The organism is Roseovarius sp. JB2-10, from assembly GCF_055693585.1.
The window spans coordinates 3,321,052-3,336,852 of the sequence record NZ_CM146337.1; the positions used below are offsets into that span (position 1 = coordinate 3,321,052).

Annotated in this window: 16 protein-coding genes and 2 pseudogenes; 4 read left to right on the top strand and 14 right to left on the bottom strand. The window is 60.2% G+C overall.

The window, feature by feature from the left end; all coding sequences use genetic code 11:
- Positions 1–80 precede the first annotated feature (80 nt).
- Positions 81–965, top strand: coding sequence for an HAD-IIA family hydrolase (locus ACZ1HJ_RS16575; protein WP_472719745.1), 885 nt, complete (start codon positions 81–83; stop codon positions 963–965).
- A 95-nt stretch (positions 966–1,060) separates the two neighbouring features.
- On the opposite strand, the gene ACZ1HJ_RS16580 is transcribed toward ACZ1HJ_RS16575, so the two are convergent.
- Positions 1,061–1,435 (bottom strand): hypothetical protein, encoded by a 375-nt coding sequence (locus tag ACZ1HJ_RS16580; protein ID WP_472719746.1) that lies wholly within the window; start codon positions 1,433–1,435, stop codon positions 1,061–1,063.
- A gap of 146 nt (positions 1,436–1,581) precedes the next feature.
- Between ACZ1HJ_RS16580 and ACZ1HJ_RS16585 the strand changes: the two genes are divergently transcribed.
- A complete protein-coding gene (locus ACZ1HJ_RS16585) occupies positions 1,582–1,716 on the top strand; it encodes a hypothetical protein (RefSeq protein ID WP_472719747.1) in 135 nt (44 codons plus the stop codon).
- A gap of 20 nt (positions 1,717–1,736) precedes the next feature.
- Here the strand turns inward: ACZ1HJ_RS16585 and ACZ1HJ_RS16590 are convergent, their stop codons facing one another.
- The 9 genes and pseudogenes from ACZ1HJ_RS16590 to yajC all read right to left on the bottom strand — a co-directional run bounded on the left by ACZ1HJ_RS16590 (position 1,737) and on the right by yajC (position 8,617).
- Positions 1,737–2,270, bottom strand: a complete 534-nt coding sequence (locus ACZ1HJ_RS16590; RefSeq protein ID WP_472719748.1) for a DsbE family thiol:disulfide interchange protein — start codon at positions 2,268–2,270, stop codon at positions 1,737–1,739.
- A complete protein-coding gene (gene ccmD, locus ACZ1HJ_RS16595) occupies positions 2,263–2,418 on the bottom strand; it encodes a heme exporter protein CcmD (protein WP_472719749.1) in 156 nt (51 codons plus the stop codon). The genes ACZ1HJ_RS16590 and ccmD overlap by 8 nt, the downstream gene beginning before the upstream one ends.
- A complete protein-coding gene (locus tag ACZ1HJ_RS16600) occupies positions 2,418–3,182 on the bottom strand; it encodes a heme ABC transporter permease (protein ID WP_472719750.1) in 765 nt (254 codons plus the stop codon). The genes ccmD and ACZ1HJ_RS16600 overlap by 1 nt, the downstream gene beginning before the upstream one ends.
- Positions 3,179–3,835, bottom strand: coding sequence for a heme exporter protein CcmB (gene ccmB, locus ACZ1HJ_RS16605; protein ID WP_472719751.1), 657 nt, complete (start codon positions 3,833–3,835; stop codon positions 3,179–3,181). The genes ACZ1HJ_RS16600 and ccmB overlap by 4 nt, the downstream gene beginning before the upstream one ends.
- On the bottom strand, positions 3,832–4,449 hold the full coding sequence (gene ccmA, locus ACZ1HJ_RS16610; RefSeq protein WP_472719752.1) for a heme ABC exporter ATP-binding protein CcmA: 618 nt from the start codon (positions 4,447–4,449) through the stop codon (positions 3,832–3,834). Before ccmA ends, ccmB begins: the two co-directional genes overlap by 4 nt.
- A gap of 66 nt (positions 4,450–4,515) precedes the next feature.
- A pseudogene (locus ACZ1HJ_RS16615) lies at positions 4,516–4,868 on the bottom strand (Mth938-like domain-containing protein).
- 10 nt (positions 4,869–4,878) lie between these two features.
- On the bottom strand, positions 4,879–5,631 hold the full coding sequence (locus ACZ1HJ_RS16620; RefSeq protein ID WP_472719753.1) for a sulfite exporter TauE/SafE family protein: 753 nt from the start codon (positions 5,629–5,631) through the stop codon (positions 4,879–4,881).
- The gene (gene secD / locus ACZ1HJ_RS16625; RefSeq protein ID WP_472719754.1) at positions 5,624–8,281 is read right to left on the bottom strand and encodes a protein translocase subunit SecD; all 2,658 of its coding nucleotides are present in this window, start codon (positions 8,279–8,281) and stop codon (positions 5,624–5,626) included. The genes ACZ1HJ_RS16620 and secD overlap by 8 nt, the downstream gene beginning before the upstream one ends.
- 54 nt (positions 8,282–8,335) lie before the next feature.
- The gene (yajC, locus tag ACZ1HJ_RS16630) at positions 8,336–8,617 is read right to left on the bottom strand and encodes a preprotein translocase subunit YajC (RefSeq protein WP_472719755.1); all 282 of its coding nucleotides are present in this window, start codon (positions 8,615–8,617) and stop codon (positions 8,336–8,338) included.
- Between the two features lie 357 nt (positions 8,618–8,974).
- Between yajC and serS the strand changes: the two genes are divergently transcribed.
- Positions 8,975–10,267, top strand: a complete 1,293-nt coding sequence (serS, locus tag ACZ1HJ_RS16635) for a serine--tRNA ligase (protein WP_472719756.1) — start codon at positions 8,975–8,977, stop codon at positions 10,265–10,267.
- 46 nt (positions 10,268–10,313) lie between these two features.
- Positions 10,314–11,006 carry a hypothetical protein gene (locus ACZ1HJ_RS16640; protein ID WP_472719757.1) on the top strand — a complete coding sequence of 231 codons (693 nt, stop codon included), beginning with the start codon at positions 10,314–10,316 and terminating at the stop codon, positions 11,004–11,006.
- Here ACZ1HJ_RS16640 and ACZ1HJ_RS16645 read toward each other — a convergent pair.
- The 4 genes and pseudogenes from ACZ1HJ_RS16645 to ACZ1HJ_RS16660 form a co-directional block, all read right to left on the bottom strand.
- On the bottom strand, positions 11,003–12,148 hold the full coding sequence (locus ACZ1HJ_RS16645; RefSeq protein WP_472719758.1) for a DUF2235 domain-containing protein: 1,146 nt from the start codon (positions 12,146–12,148) through the stop codon (positions 11,003–11,005). The two genes, ACZ1HJ_RS16640 and ACZ1HJ_RS16645, sit on opposite strands and share 4 nt — an antisense overlap.
- 79 nt (positions 12,149–12,227) lie before the next feature.
- A pseudogene (gene der / locus ACZ1HJ_RS16650) lies at positions 12,228–13,684 on the bottom strand (ribosome biogenesis GTPase Der).
- Positions 13,685–13,735: 51 nt separating this feature from the next.
- Positions 13,736–15,091: an outer membrane protein assembly factor BamB family protein gene (locus ACZ1HJ_RS16655; RefSeq protein WP_472719759.1), complete on the bottom strand. Its 1,356-nt coding sequence runs from the start codon at positions 15,089–15,091 to the stop codon at positions 13,736–13,738.
- A gap of 33 nt (positions 15,092–15,124) precedes the next feature.
- Positions 15,125–15,790, bottom strand: a complete 666-nt coding sequence (locus ACZ1HJ_RS16660; RefSeq protein ID WP_472719760.1) for a hypothetical protein — start codon at positions 15,788–15,790, stop codon at positions 15,125–15,127.
- Positions 15,791–15,801 lie beyond the last annotated feature (11 nt).

Here is a 15,801-nt window from a genome sequence, read left to right on the forward strand (position 1 = left end):
TGTTGTTTTGTGGTTTTAGGTAGATGTATATGCCTCCAGGGCCATCCAACGTGTTATGTGGCTTTTGCCTGAGGGGACAAATGCTCACGACACACGCAATCTTTGATCGATATGAAGAGGTGCGCGCCCGTCTGCCCGATGTGCAGACACATCCAAAGACAGCAGATGTCGCCTCATTGCTGGAGATCGCACCCCACGTGGATGCCTTCGTTTTTGACGCCTTCGGGGTGCTAAACGTCGGCGAGACCATGATCCCCGGCGCCGACGAAAGACTGGACCAGTTGCGCCAAAAGGGATGCGCCATCCGTATCCTGACCAATGCCGCGAGCTACAACCGCAGCGGTGCAATTGCGAAGTTCAAGAAACTAGGGCTGCGGGTACACGACGACGAGATTATCACCAGCCGCAAGGCCACTCTGCTGCATTTGACCGAAGGCCATTGGGGCGTCATCACCGCCGACGCAGATACTTTGCAGGACATGCCCTGCCCTGTGACCCGCCTGCACGACGCACCGGAGGCGTATGACAGCGTTGATAAATTCTTGTTTCTCTCGACAGCCGATTGGACACCCGAAAGGCAAGAGCTTCTGCTTGCCTCAATGCGCCACCGCCCCCGCACCCTCTTCATCGGCAACGCTGATCTGGCGGCACCTCGCGACGATGGTTTCTCACGCGAACCGGGCCATTTCGGCCACCTTATCGCGGACGAATTTCCAGAATGCGTCCGGTTTTTCGGAAAGCCGTTCCCGGAAGTCTACGATCTCATCGAAGCGTCTCTGCCTAGTGTACCGGCGGACAGAATTGCCATGTGCGGTGATACACTCCACACCGACATCCTGGGCGCGGTGGCCCGCGGATGGCGCACAGTACTTGTTACCGAAGACGGTTTGTTTTCTGGATACGATACGCAGGCATTTTCTGAACAATCTCAGATCTTTGCAGACTGGCGGCTTGCCCGTATCTGATGTCGACTGACTGAAAGTGCAAAACGCGGCGCATGGCTCTGGCAATCAAGGCTAAGAAAATTGAGGCGGCCAAACCGGTGCCAACCGCGAAAAACTCATTTTTTCCCGCGCCATAGCCCAAGTCCGATCAAAGCCCAGCCCAATACGCCTTTTGAATGGTTCGACAGGTTTGGCGCGTCCGTGAATGTCAGGACCGAGAACATCTCGACCACCCCCGGCGGGTTTTGGATCACGATCTGGAGGGGCAAGCCTTCAAACAGCGTCATGTAGTAGAAATAGTAGATTTGCGGCGAGAGCCAGATGAACGCCCAGAGTGCCATCAGCGCCAGCAAAAGGCTCAAGGCAACGTGACGGCCCCGCGCCAAACGCCGCACCAGCATGCATACCAACACGGCCATCACCAATGACAGCAGCACCAGCCCGATCCGCCCCATCTGGCTCAGTGTCAGAAAACTATCGCCGTCATACATCGCCCGGTTTCAGCCTCTCATGCCACATTGGCCGTTTTCAGCCTGTCACTCACCCGTGAAGAATTCTGATCAATCTTCCCCTTTTGCCAAGGCGGGAGAGACCCCAGTTTGACCTCAGAGAACAAGAACAAACAAGAGCGGAAAAGATGCGCAAGACATTGATCATTCTGCAAGTCGCCGTGCTGGCACTGGTTGCGGTTTACGGCGCGCAAAGCAGCACGAACGCACAACAGCACTGCCCTATGAACGCGAATGCGGCGGACAGCTATTGCAGCAAGTGACGCATGGTGCAGCCCGGTGATTACTGTGCTTGTTCGATGGCTGGCCGGATAGTGCTCGACATAACGCGCTGTGTGATCGGCCCGGCGAACCGCAAGACAATGTTGCCCTCGCCGTCAATTACATAGGTTTCGGGCACGCCGTAGACGCCCCAGTTCAGCGCCATGCGCCCTTCGGCATCCGCACCCATCTTGGTATAGGGGCTGCCCAGTTCTTCAAGGAATCCCAGTGCGTTACCCGGATTGTCCTTGTAATTCACCCCGTGGATCACAATGCCTTCATCCGCCAAAAGCTGCAGGTTGGGATGTTCGACCCGGCACGGTCCGCACCAGCTGGCCCAGTAATTTACCAGCTTCACCGTGCCATCACGCAGATCTGCGTCCGACAGCGGCGCCCCATCCCCAAGCGGCGTCACAGTGACTGCCGGTGCCGGTTTGCCCGTCAGGGCAGAGGGCAGTTCATCCGGGTTCTCCCGCATCATGCCCACAAAGAAAAGCGCCGCCAGACCGGCAAAGATCAGCGGTGGCGCAATCATCAAAGGTGACACTTTAGCCATCTTTTTTCGCTTTCATCTCAATATCTTGCAACTGCGTCTTCACCTTCTTTGCTCGCATCATACTGACCAGAACCAGGCTTGCGATCAGTACAATTGAAACGGCATAGGATGACAGAACTGCATCCGCATATTTTCCCAGATCAGGCATCATCCCATCCTTTCACGTGCCAGAAGCGCCCGCATGCGACGTGCGCGGATCTCCGTGCGCGTGCGCAGCAGAACCAAGGCAAAGAACAGGAGGACAAACCCGGCAATACAAACCAGAAGCGGGTGATAAAACACATCCGCCACGTTCTCTTCCTTATCGAGGCTGAGCGACGCGCCCTGATGCAGGCCCTGGTTCCAGAAATTGACCGCATAGCGGCTCAGCAACGCAAAAACCGAGCCGACGAGGCAGAGCACACTGGTCAGATCCGCCGCGGTGTCGTCATTTTCGATTGCTGACCACAGGGCGATATAGCCCAAGTAGAACAAAAAGAGGATCAGGAAGGACGTCAAACGCGGGTCCCATGCCCAATACGTGCCCCACATCGGTTGCCCCCAGATCGCGCCGGTGAGCAATGCAATCACTGTCATCACCAGCCCCACAGGGGCCGCCGCGCGTGCCGCCAGCGCGCTAACGTGATGGCGCCGGACCAGCCAGATTAGCGAGGCCACCAGCATCATCAGCCATGCGTTGATGGCCATCAGCGCACTTGGCACGTGCAGATAGATGATTTTGACCGTTGATCCCTGCCGGTAGTCATCGGGCGTAAAGAAAAACCCCCAGACCAACCCGCCCACAAGTGCCACAACCGACAGGATCGAGATCCATGGCAGGATCTTGTCCGTGGTCTGGATGAATTTTTTGGGGTTGGCATATTCCCAAAGTGAACTCACAGGTCGGTCCTTCCGGTCTTGGTTGCTGCTCATCGCAGGTTGATCCTGAGCGCTGCGGCCGAGGCGAAGGGCAGAAGCGCGATTGTGCCAAAGGTGATCCCTGCCAGCATCAGCATCGGCGTGCCATTGTCCAGCCCTGCAATACCGCGTCGTGCTACCTCGGCTCCGAAGATCAATGTAGGCATGTAGAGCGGCAAAACCAGTAGGCTCAAGAGCAATCCTCCGCGTTTCAGCCCCACGGTCAAAGCTGCCCCGAAGGTGCCGATGACGCTGAGCGCGGGTGTGCCCAGAATGAGCGATAATATCAATGGCTTGTAGCCTTCCGCGGGCAGGCTCAGCAGCAGGCCAAAGACCGGTGCCGCCAGAACCAACGGCAGGCAGGTCGTGATCCAGTGGGCCAGTGCCTTGACGCTGACAATCGCCTCCATCGGCAAGGGGGCCGTGGCCAAGAGATCAAGGCTGCCATCCTCCCAATCAAGCGCGAAAATCCGATCCAGCGACAGAAGGCAGGCCAGCAACGCGCCAAGCCACAAGATACCCGGCGCTATGGCCGACAAAAGCGTGCTTTGCGGCCCCACGCCGAAGGGCACCAGCGTGACAACAATCAGGAAAAATGCGAGGCCAAGACCAAAACCGCCCCCGGCCCGGATGGCCAGCTTGAGATCGCGGATCAAGAGCGCAATCACAGGAAAGCCCCGTCGAAATCATCCGGCGCAGGCGCGCGGGCGCGAAACGGGGTGACATCCAGCACCTGCGCCTCGGCCAGTCCCAGATCAATGTGAGTGGCCATCAGGGCCATGCCACCGCCCGCCAGATGCGCGCGCACGGCGTCCGCGAACATCTCGGTCGCGGCCTGATCCAGCGATACCGTTGGCTCATCCAGCACCCAGATGGGGCGTCCGGTGACCAGGAGACGTGCCAGACCCAGGCGCCGCTTTTGCCCGGCGGAAAGCGCGCCGGCCTGCCGATCCTCCAGCGAGGTCAGGTGATAGGCCTCCAAAGCGGCAGAAATATCTTTTTTTCCAAAGACCTGCGCCCAGAAGTTCAGGTTCTCAGAAACGCTCAACGTGGCCTTGAGGCCGTCCGCATGACCGGCATAGACGATGCTGTCCTGCGCCACATCGATCTGGCCGGATATGGCCGGTTGCAACCCCGCAAGCGTGCGCAGCAACGTTGTCTTGCCAATGCCGTTGGGGCCACGGACCACCAGCGCCTGACCGGCCTCCAGCGCAAAGCTGAGCCCTTCCAGCACCTTGATGCCCCCACGGGCCACGCTGAGATCGGAAACCTTTATCCCCATGCCCCTTGCTTAGCGCAATCGCGGGGATCGGAAAAGCGGCTTAACCCCTTTCGCCAAAGGTCTTTTTCAAACCGGCATCAGGGCCACGGCAACGCGCCGCCCTTCGGACAAAAGAACATTGTATGTGCGGCATGCGGCGGGGAATTCATCGTCTCCACACCCAGGCCCGCCTCTTCCAGCGCGCTGCGGAGTGGTGCAGGGATATGGGCGATATCGGCCCCCGTGCCCACAAAGATCACGTCGATTTCATCGGCCAGCACCGTGAGCGTCGCGACATCCTCATACCCGCCCCAGGGTGCCGCCCCCGTGGCGGTCACGCAAATCGCCCCTTCCATCACCTGCCCGCCGACGCGGAAAAAGCCCGGACCGTAGCCATCAATCGGTGTGGCTTGCGAAAAGGTGATTTCGTTCAACTGCATGACATGGCTCCTATCCCCAGAGCGGCAGACCGCTGACCACCGCCAGACCAATGACCGCATAGGCCACAAGGCGGTAGAGTTTCTCGTATTTCGGGTCAAACAGCGCCTGCCCGATCATCGTGGTGGTAAAATAGGGCACGGCCAGGGTCAGCGCCAGTGCCACTTCGGACCAGCCGATGGCGCGGCCCCAGAGCAGGTTGGCCACCAGCGCCACATCGACGATTGCCAGAAAGAGGATCGTATTGGCTCGTACGCGTTCGGCCACGGATTGCCCCGCGAGATAGAACAGAATCACGACAGGCCCCGTGAGCCCGGTCATACCCGCCACGATCCCGGCCGCCCCGCCAATTGCCAGAAGGCCCGGCAGGTTCATATGGCCGGAAAACCGCCAACCGCCGACAAGCAACATTAAGGTGCCCCCAGCGATCACCGCCACAATCCAGCGCACAGTGATCTCATCCAGCTGGGTCATGATCCAGAGGCCCAAGGGCACGGTAAAAAGCGCCGCCAGCGCCAGTTTGCCCACCTCGACCCGGGCAGACTGCCGCCAGGCGCGTGGGATCAGGGCGGCGGTGCTGGCAATCCCCGTGAGGGCCATGACGGCAATAACCGTTTCAGGCGGCAGGAAGATACCCGCGACCGGTACAAAGATCAGCGCCGTGCCAAAGCCGGAAAAGCCGCGCACGATGCCTGCCAAGCTGATGGCAACGACAAGCCAGATCAGACCGGGCGTGGCCCAGACCTGCGCCAGAATGTCAGGCATCTACATTGGCAAACTGATTGCCGGCATTGGCGTCCGGCTTGCTCCAATCGCGTTTCACACCCAACCACAGCAGGATCGTGCTGGCCACGAAGACCGAGCTATATGTCCCCACGATCACACCCCAGATCATCGCAAATACGAACCCGCGGATCACGTCCCCGCCCAGCACAAACAGCGCCAGAAGTGCCAAAAGCGTGGTCACAGAGGTCATGACGGTCCGGCTCAGCGTCTCGTTGATCGAGATGTTGAGCACCTCGGACAGAGGCTTTTTCTTGTACTTGCGCAGGTTCTCCCGCACGCGGTCAAAGACCACCACGGTGTCGTTCAGCGAATAGCCCACAATGGTCAGAAGCGCCGCGATGATGGCCAGATCAAACTGTATCTGAAGCTCTGAGAATATCCCGATGGTCAGCACCACGTCATGCACAAGCGCCACCACGGCGCCCACGGCAAACTGCCATTCGAACCTGAGCCAGATATAGATCAAAACCGCCCCGATCGCGAGCGTGACCGCAATAATCGCCGCCGTGATCAACTCGCCCGAGACCTTGGGCCCAACGCTTTCGACAGAGGTGAATTTCAAATCAGGCACCACGGATGTCAGCGTCTCTTCGATCTTCACAATGACATCGTTGGATACGCTCTGCTCGCCCTCCTGCGCCTGCACGCGGACCATGGCCACGTTCTGATCCGGGCCGAAGGTGGGATCGAACACCTCGGCAATCGACACATCCCCCAGTTCCAGCTGCGCGATGGCGTCGCGGTATTGGCCCACATCTACCGGCTGCGCGCTTTCGGTCCGGATGGTTGTACCGCCGCGGAAATCGATGCCGTAGTTCAGCCCCTGGAAGAGGAACGATGCCCCGGCAACGACGATTAGTACCGCCGAGATGCCGAGAGACATGCGCCAGCGGCGGAAGAAATCCCATTTGGTATCCTTGGGCACCATGCGCAGCGCCCTGCCCTGCAGCACGGTTTTGGGCCGTTTGCGCTCGTACCAGATGATCACCATCAGGCGGGTCACAAAGATCGCCGTAAAGACCGATGTGATGATCCCGAGACCAAGGGTAATGGCAAAGCCACGGACCGGCCCGGAGCCCATAGCATAGAGAATAAGCGCGGTGATGAAGGTGGTGATATTGGCATCGGTGATGGCACTGAGCGCCTTTTCATAGCCCAGTTCGATGGCCCGCGCGGGGCCTTTAGCGGTCTTGAGTTCTTCACGTATGCGCTCAAAGACAAGCACATTGGCATCCACGGCCATCCCGATGGTCAGCACGATCCCCGCAATCCCCGGTAGGGTCAGCGTGGCCCCGATGGCGCTGAGCAGGCCGAAAATCAGCGCGACGTTGGCAATGAGCGCGATATTGGCGAAAATACCGAAGGTGCCATAGCTCAGGAACATGAAGACCAGCACCAGAACAAAGGCAACGATACAGGCGATCTTACCGGCCTCGATACTATCCGCGCCGAGTTCCGGCCCAATGGTTCGTTCTTCAAGAAAATCCAGTGGCGCGGGCAATGCCCCTGCCCGCAAGAGAACGGCCAGATTGGTGGCCTCCTCCACGGTAAACTGTCCGGTGATGATACCGGAGCCACCCGCAATATGGCTTTGGATCACAGGCGCACTGATGACCTCTTCATCCAGCACAATTGCAAAGGGATTGCCGATGTTTTCCGCCGTGTAGTCCCCAAATTTGCGCGCGCCGGTCGGATTGAACCGGAAAGACACGGCTGGCAGCCCGTTTTGGTTGAAATCGGGTTGCGCATCGACCAGCTCTTCGCCGGTCACGACCGGTGCGCGTTCCAGAATGTAATAGGTTCCGGGCTCGTCAATCGACGGCAGAATTTCATTGCCTGCTCCCGGCGCTTCATCCGCGCTGCCACTGCGCCCGACAACCGGCTGAAACGTCAGCTGCGCGGTTGTTCCGATGATGTCTTTCAACGCGGCCGCACTGCCGATGCCCGGCACCTGAATCAGGATACGATCCGCCCCTTGGCGCTGAATCGTGGGCTCACGCGTGCCAACCTCGTCAATCCGGCGGCGGATGATTTCCAGCGATTGGCGCATCGTGCGCTCATCCGTGGCCAGTTGTTCGGCCTCGCTAAGGCGAATGATCAACTGATCATCCTGGGTGGAGACGTCGATATCTGTCGCTCCGACCCCGGTCAGTGTCACAACCGGACGCGCCAGCCCGCGCACCAAGGTGGCGGCCTGTTCAACCTGTTCCGGGTTCTGCACCAGACGCACGCGCAGCTCTGGCGCCTCCGTTGGCTGAAGCCGAATAGGACCGATTGTAGCGCGTTCCTGCCGCAGCAAATCGCGCACTTCGGGCCACATGCCCTCAACCCGTGCCTGATAAACTTGTTTGACGTCGACCTCTGCAAGCAGATGCGCACCACCGCGCAGATCGAGGCCAAGATTGACCAATGCCGAAGGCATCCAGCCGGGCCACTTGCCCTGATCCGCCAGAAGTAGCGTGCGTTCTTCCGTTGTCAGAGAAGGGCGTTCGGCATCCGCTGTGATCGCGGCAACCGCGTCGTTGTGGCTTTCAACCCGATTGTAGAAGCCGTTTGGCAAAGCCAGAAGCAGCCCGAGGGCCACAAGGCTCCATATCACAATGCGTTTCCACAGATCGATTTGAAGCATTGTTTAGCCTTTTCAATATCTTATAGGTCGCTTCTCAGCGGCTTTTTGGCGCGATTAATTATCTGCGGGTTCGGTCTTGGACAGGACCTGAGCAATGGTGTTCTTGACCAACCGCACCTTGACGCCTGATGCGATCTCGATTTCCACTTCATCGGCATCCTTGACCCGGCTGATCTTGCCAATGAGACCGCCTTGGGTGATCACCTGATCGCCCTTGCGCACGGCTTCGACCATGGCTTTGTGTTCCTTGAGTTTTTTCTGCTGAGGGCGGATCAACAGGAACCACATGATGGCAAATATCAGAATGAGAGGAACGAACTGTCCAAGCGCTTCCATAAATTGTTTTCCTTCTTGTCAGAGGGCGGGATCATGCGCCGTTACACGTGCCCCGCGAATTTGGACGGAACCTATGGTTCGCGCAGGCCATTTGCAAGGCGAGAAAGGATCAAGCGGGCCCTAACGGTCCAAGGTTTTGGCCCGTTTGGTGGTTTTGTGCAAAACGGCACGCAATCAATCGCGGATAGGTTGTAGTTCGGTCCGTCGCGGATATAGATGGACCACGCAGATGGCGGCCACAGTCCAAACCCGCAGAAGTGCGGGAAATCGATCCGGCTTTCATCCCCTACACCCCGCCAGATTTCTGGTGCATAAGGCACATAAGAGCGATTCAATTGACCAAAGGACGATCCCAAGATGCATGATATCCGTGCCATCCGCGAAAACCCTGCCGATTTTGACGCCGCCCTGGCGCGGCGCGGCGCAGATGCCATCTCGGGCGAAATCCTTGAGATTGATGAGGCGCGCCGGGCGCATATCCATGCCGCAGAAACCGCCCAGTCGGAGCAAAACAAGGCGTCCAAGGAAGTCGGCGCCGCCAAGGCCAAGGGCGATGACGCGGAATTTGAGCGCCTGCGCGGACTTGTGGCCGAGAAAAAGGCCGAAGTCGCTGCGATGCAGGCCGAGGCCAAGAAATTTGATGAGCAGCTGACAGAGCTGTTGATGGGCTTGCCCAACCTGCCCTTTGCCGACACGCCCGATGGGGCGGATGAGGCCGATAACGTCGAAATCCATAAATGGGGCACGCCCCGCGCGCTCAATTTCGCGCCCAAGGAGCATTATGAGATCGAGGGCGTCAAACCCGGCATGGATTTCGAAACCGCCGCCAAGCTCAGCGGCGCGCGGTTTGTTGTCATGTCCGGCGCCGTGGCGCGCATCCACCGGGCTTTGGCGCAGTTCATGATCAACACCCATATCGATGAAAACGGCCTGACCGAGACCTGGACACCCGTTCTGGTGCGCCCCGAGATGATGTTTGGCACAGGCCAGTTGCCCAAGTTCGGCGAAGACAGCTACGAGACTACCAATGGCTGGTGGCTGGTGCCCACGGCGGAGGTCACGCTGACCAATATCGTCAATGGTGCCACGGTCGATGAAAGCTACCTGCCCCGCCGCTATGTGGCCCATACCCAGTGCTTCCGGTCTGAGGCCGGCAGCGCGGGCCGCGACACCGCGGGCATGCTGCGCCAGCACCAGTTTGAGAAGGTCGAGATGGTCAGCGTGACCCATCCTGACCATTCCCGCGAAGAACTGGACCGGATGACAGACTGCGCTCAGGGCATTCTGGAAAAGCTGGGCCTGCCCTATCGCACGGTGGTTCTGTGCGTCGGGGACATGGGATTTGGCGCGCGCCGGACGCATGATATCGAGGTCTGGTTGCCCGGGCAGGATAGCTACCGCGAGATCAGCTCGGTCTCCGTCTGCGGTGATTTCCAGGCGCGGCGCATGAACGCGCGGTTCAAGCCCAAGGATGGCGGCAAACCCCAATTCCTGCACACGCTCAACGGCTCGGGCCTGGCGGTGGGGCGGTGCCTGATCGCGGTGTTGGAGAACGGCCAGCAGGCGGATGGCTCGGTCACGCTGCCCGAGGTTCTGCACCCTTATCTGGGTGGCAAAACCACGCTGGCGGCCGATGGTAACTTGATCTGAAAGTGAACCAAATCGCGGCGCCAACCGTTATAGGCCCATGGATAGCATGAGATTAAAGGCCGTTCTGCTCGCCGTCGCCGCGTTTGCCTTTGCGGTATCGCCGTTTTTCGTTCCCTTTGACGGGTTTGAGCCGGATCAATACCCGATCCCGCAGGACCGCCCGCCAGTGCAGCCCGCGGGCTATGCCTTTGCGATCTGGGGGCTTATTTACCTGTGGCTGATGGCGCACGGGGTCTTTGGCCTGCTGCGCCGCGATACTGACCCGGCCTGGGACGCGCCCCGCTGGCCGCTTTTCATCAGTCTGGCGGTGGGCGCCTCATGGCTCTCAGTGGCGGAGGTCAGCCCGATCATGGCCACGATCCTGATCTGGGTCATGCTCCTGTCAGCCATCGCGGCCCTCTTTCGCTCCGGCGGTCCAGATCGGTGGCTGCTGCAGGCGCCACTGGCCATCTACGCGGGTTGGCTCACGGCGGCCAGTTTTGTTTCCATTGGCCTCTTGGGCGCGGGCTACGGCATCGGGTTTGGCGAATTGGGCTGGGCATATGCTGCCCTCATCGCCGCGCTGATCTTTGCCGCAACGGTGCAGAGCGCCCTGCGCCGCGCGCCCGAATACGGGGTCACGGTGATCTGGGCCCTTGTCGCCGTGGCGCTGGCCAATTGGGGCGAAGAGACGGGCGTTGTTTTGCTGGCCGTCGGCGGGGCCGTTGCCATCGGCACGCTGGCCTATCGCAACAGCTAGGTGACGCGTCGCGATCCGGGCATCAGATCCGGTCGCAACGCCGCCATGGACCGGGGCCGATAAAGCGGGTCCGCCGCCAGCCGTTGATCCACCGATGGGTGCCTGTCAGAGCGGCGTCGTGGCCCATCGCGCCACGCCAGAAGGTTGGGCGCCAGTTTGTAAAACCCTTTGGGATTGTTCATCTCGGGCGCGGAAGCTGTGGCGTTGGCGCGGGCATCGGGTATCCGCGCGCCCCGTTTGAGGGTCATGCCCTTTTTCTTGGCCCCGGCCACGATCCAACTCATCCCATAGGCCGAAAGGGGCTTGGCAGCACTGCGCCCACCCAGTACGCGGTGATCACCGATGAACCACATCTGCTGATAAGGCCGACCTGCCCCGCGCTGCCCCCGGTTGAGGCCGCCACCCGCACCGCGGTCCAGATTGCCCCAAAGCGACGGCGTGTAAAACTTGCGCCGCTCATCCAGCGCCACGGCGTGACGTGCGGATTTAACCAGGCTGGTCAGCTCGGTGTCATGAAACTGATGCCGCCTGTTGATGTGGCGCGCCAGCGGGCCCAGCAGGTTCTTGGGAATGCCAAGCGCGCCAACTGTGTCCCAGACGCCCAGATAGGCAATCTCGATCACGCGCGAGCCGTCATTACGCTTGGTGCGGTCCGTCTCGGACGTGGCAAGCTTGGGTGAGATTTTGCGCCGTTCCCGCCGGATATCACGCGCATCGGGTCGGTTGTTCGTACCGCGCTTGCGATAGAGGCGAAACGCCTTGTTGACCACACGCCGGGTGACCTTGTCCTTGGGCGGCAACCCGCATTTGCGGATCATCCCGGCCAGCGAGCGCGCCGTATAGGCCCCGCGCGAAAAGCCAAAAATCATGATCTGATCGCCCGGGTTATAGCTGGCCGCCAGCGCCGCATAGGCCACCTTGATGTTGCGATTGAGACCCCATCCAAACGCACCGCCGCCGATCTTGTTCATCCATTTGCCAACAAAGGTCGACATCCGCCCGCCGGTGCCAACCCCTGGAAAATAGTGTTTTTCCTGTGCGCTGTTCTGTTCTGCGGCCTCAAAAAGCTTGCGCACATTGGTGGTTTTGGCGTCCGTGGGCGAATTCCACGTCCCATCGCAAAAGATCAAAATCCGTTTCATCGTGTCCCCATGGGTGCGCCGATTGACCCGGCATCTTGGGGCCACATTCACGCAGAACCGCAGACTGCGTCAACACCGTTCAGGCCTTCGGGTTTGGTTTTCCCAAATGCTTGCGCAGACGCGACGGGGTCGATTTTTTCTTGCCCTTGTAGGGGTTTTTTCGGACTGACTGCGCATGTGCAGGCGGATTGGCGTGCCGGGCATATCGAAATCCACCCGCAGGCCATTCACCAGATAGCGCGAATAGCTTTCGGGCAGTTTGTCAGGGTGCGAACACATCACCACAAATCCCGGTGGCCGGGTCTTGGCCTGGGTCATGTAGCGCAGCTTGATCCGTTTGCCGCCGGGCGCGGGCGGCGGGTGCTGTTCCAGCATACCGGTGAGCCAGCGGTTGAGCTGAGCGGTGGTCACACGCCGGTTCCAAACTTCATTCGCTTTGGCCACGGCCGCGTGCAACCGGTCAAGCCCCCGGCCCGTTTTGGCCGACACGGTCACCAACGGCGCGCCGCGCAATTGCGGCAAAAGGCGTTCGAAGGATTCGCGCAGGTCACGCAGCTTTTGCTGCTTTTCGGGTTCTACGTCCCATTTGTTTACGGCCACCACAACGGCGCGGCCCTCGCGCTCGGCCAGATCAGCGATGCGCAGATCCTGTTGCTCAAACGGGATCGCCGCGTCCAGAAGGACAATAACCACTTCGGCGAATTTGACCGCGCGCAGCCCGTCGCCGACGGAGAGCTTTTCGAGCTTTTCCTGCACCTTGGCCTTTTTGCGCATGCCCGCAGTATCAAACACGCGCATGGGCAGGCCATCCCAGTCGATCTGCACCGAAATGGCATCCCGGGTGATCCCTGCCTCAGGGCCGGTCAATAGGCGATCTTCACCCAGTATCTTGTTGATCAGCGTCGATTTTCCCGCATTGGGCCGGCCGACAACAGCCACCTGCAACGGCCGTGCCATGGTGGGCACGCGCACGCCATCTTCGCCCTCTTCATCAATCGCAACATCCGTCTCTGGTGCTTCAGCACGGGCGCGTTCCTCGAACTGGTCCGCCAGCGGCATCAATTGTGCATAGAGGTCATTCAACCCCTCGCCATGCTCCGCTGACAGGCGAATAGGCTCGCCCAACCCCAGACCGTAAGCCTCAATCACGCCAGCATCCGCTGCCGATCCTTCGGCCTTGTTGGCGGCCAGGATCACATGGGCGCTGCGCTTGCGCAGGATGTCGGCAAAAAGTTCGTCCGTGGGCGTCACACCCGTGCGGGCATCGATGAGAAAGAGGCAGATATCGGCCATATCCACCGCCCGCTCCGTCAGCTTGCGCATGCGCCCCTCAAGCGAGGCATCAGTGGCCTCCTCCAGACCGGCGGTGTCAATCACGGTAAAGCGCAGATCCCCCAGACGCGCCGCCCCTTCGCGCAAATCACGCGTCACGCCGGGCTGGTCATCAACCAGCGCCAGACGTTTGCCAACAAGGCGATTGAACAGCGTGGATTTGCCCACATTAGGCCGCCCCACGATGGCAAGGGTGAAGGTCATCTTTCACAGGCTCCGAAACCGGTCAGGCGGCCCTGTTACAGCATCACGCGCTTAACGGAAAGCGGCCAATTGCCCCCGGGACGTCACGACGTAAAGCGTATTGCCAGCGACCACGGGGTTGGTGCTTGCCCCGCTTGGCATGCTGACACTCGATCGCAACGCGCCCGACACCGGATCATAAAGGCGCAGGACACCATCGCTGGAGGCCACAATCAGATTGCCCCCGGCAATGATCGGCCCGTGATGGGCGAAAATCTCGGCCTGACGTTTTGGGCGGTTCTTAGTGAAGAACGACAGCTCGTTGCTCCAGACCTTGGTGCCATCCTCTGTATTCAGGCGGATCAGCTCGTTGCGGTCCGAGATCAAGAAGATCGAGTCGCCCGCCGGCCAGACCGGGTTCAATGCCCCGTCATTGGCCGTCCATATGCGTTTGCCATTGCCAAGGTTAAGGGCGACGACACGTCCGGAATGGCTCCCGACATAAAGCCTGTCACCAACCACAACCGGATCACCGGTGATATCCCCCACCCGCGCCGCTGAATATCCAAGGCGCTGACCGGCAACTTGCGCATCCCAGAGGCGCAACCCGCCCTTGCGGAATGCACCCTGCAATTCGCCGGAGCCAAAGGCAAAGACCACATATTTGTCCGTCACCGCCGGGGCCGGACCGCCCATGACGTTGTTGATGTCGGGCGTGGCGGAGAGCTGCCAGCGGATGCGACCATCCTTCGCGTCAAGCGCCCAGGCCAGTTCATCGCCGGCCACCAGATAAACGATGTCGCCCCGCACGGTCGGGCTGCCAGAGCCCGTCGCGCGCAGGTTTTGTTGCCAGATTTCAGTGCCGGTTTCACCGTTCAGCGCGGTCATCAACCCAAAGCCCGACGACACAAAGAGCGTGCCGTTGCCATAGGCCAGTCCGCCACCGCTGGCATCGCTGCTTTTATCGGTCGAGGGCACAAGATTGCGGGTCCACAGAACCTGTCCACTGGTCGAGACAGCAGAGACGCGCGCCTCGGAATCGAGCGTGTAGATGCGGCCATCGGCCACGACCGGATCAGCGGTAATGCGGGTCTTGCGCCCGTCGCCCGCGCCAATCGACACGGACCAGGCCAGTGTCGGTGCGGATGAAAGTGCGGGATGGTCGGTGCGCGTGTCGGGCGATGCAATGGATTGCGACCATTCCGCGTTGGAGCGTTGTGCGGCAAGTGCCAAGGGGCGGGCGCGATCCTCGGGGATTTCGGCCGCGGGCTCATCCGCCGCAGACAGCAGAACGTCACGGATGTTTTCCCGCGCACCGGGCAAAATCGGTTCGTCGTCGGAACAGGCGCTGAGGACGGCGGCGCTGATCAGCCCCAGCAAAATACCATATTGTTTCAACACATGTGCCCCCACTTGACCCCTGTTCATAAACGCCCGCTACCTGCCGGACATCATACTCCGCTATTGATCGATCTGCAGGTCCTGCAAATCGCCCCCTAGCGCCACAATCGCCTGCGACGTCCGTCGAAGCAAGTCCGGTGTGACACCCGCATCCGAGATGATCGCCCGCAACCGCTCGATCGCACCTTCAACATCGCCGGTTTCGACATCCACCAGCGCCAGTTGTTCCTCGGCCAGAAGGCGCATCACGCCCTGCCCCAGTGCCAGACCTTCCAACCGTGTGCGACGATCCGCCGGGCTCAGCCCTGAGCCGGGAATGGTCATGGCTTTCAGCATGGCAATCTGGCGATAGATCGGATCAACCCCTTCTTTGTCCGCCAGCGCTAGAAGGCGCGCGGCGGCATCGGCAGGGGCGCCTGCCGATTCTTCAGCCGCCGCCAAAAGATCCAGCACCGCCTGACTGGCCGGGTTGGGCGCTGTCACATCCGACAACGCCGCCGCCCGCAAACTGCGATCCGGGACTTCAAGCGCCGCCAGCATGGCATCACCGAATTCCTGCGCCACGGCGCGCTCTTGCGCCTTGGACCATTCATTCCACGCAGCCCCACCCACAATGACAATCACCGCCAGCACCGCAATCCAGCCATAGCGCCGCATCGCCTTGAACAAACTGTCGCGGCGAACCTCTTCGGTCACCTCATCAATAAAACTGTCGGTATCGCTCACGCCTGAAGCCT